Genomic DNA, 247 nt, shown 5'->3' on the forward strand with positions numbered 1-247 from the left:
CCTGCTGCTTCACCTGCACGGTCTAGCTCTTCACGTACTTTTTTCATTAGCACTTGGTATGAGGCATTCAATCCTGCACGGCGCGCGTTGGATATAGGAAAATCATCGGGGTGACCTGAGTCGTTCATTGAAGATGGGTATTCATAATCAATATCAACGCCGTCAAATCCATATTTTTCAATAAACTCAACGGTGCTTTTTGCAAATGCATTAATACCTTCATAATTGACTGAGCCATCAGCATGGG

The 247-nt window shown here is 43.3% G+C and carries 1 protein-coding gene; it reads right to left on the minus strand.

The annotated features are described in order from the left end of the window. Positions 1 to 247, minus strand: a 247-nt coding sequence (locus AAEY68_RS21485) for a glycosyl hydrolase family 18 protein (protein ID WP_350586876.1), incomplete at both ends; no start/stop codon positions are given.

The organism is Pseudoalteromonas sp. RB2-MNA-CIBAN-0110 (genome assembly GCF_040309305.1).
Lineage (GTDB): Bacteria > Pseudomonadota > Gammaproteobacteria > Enterobacterales > Alteromonadaceae > Pseudoalteromonas > Pseudoalteromonas arctica.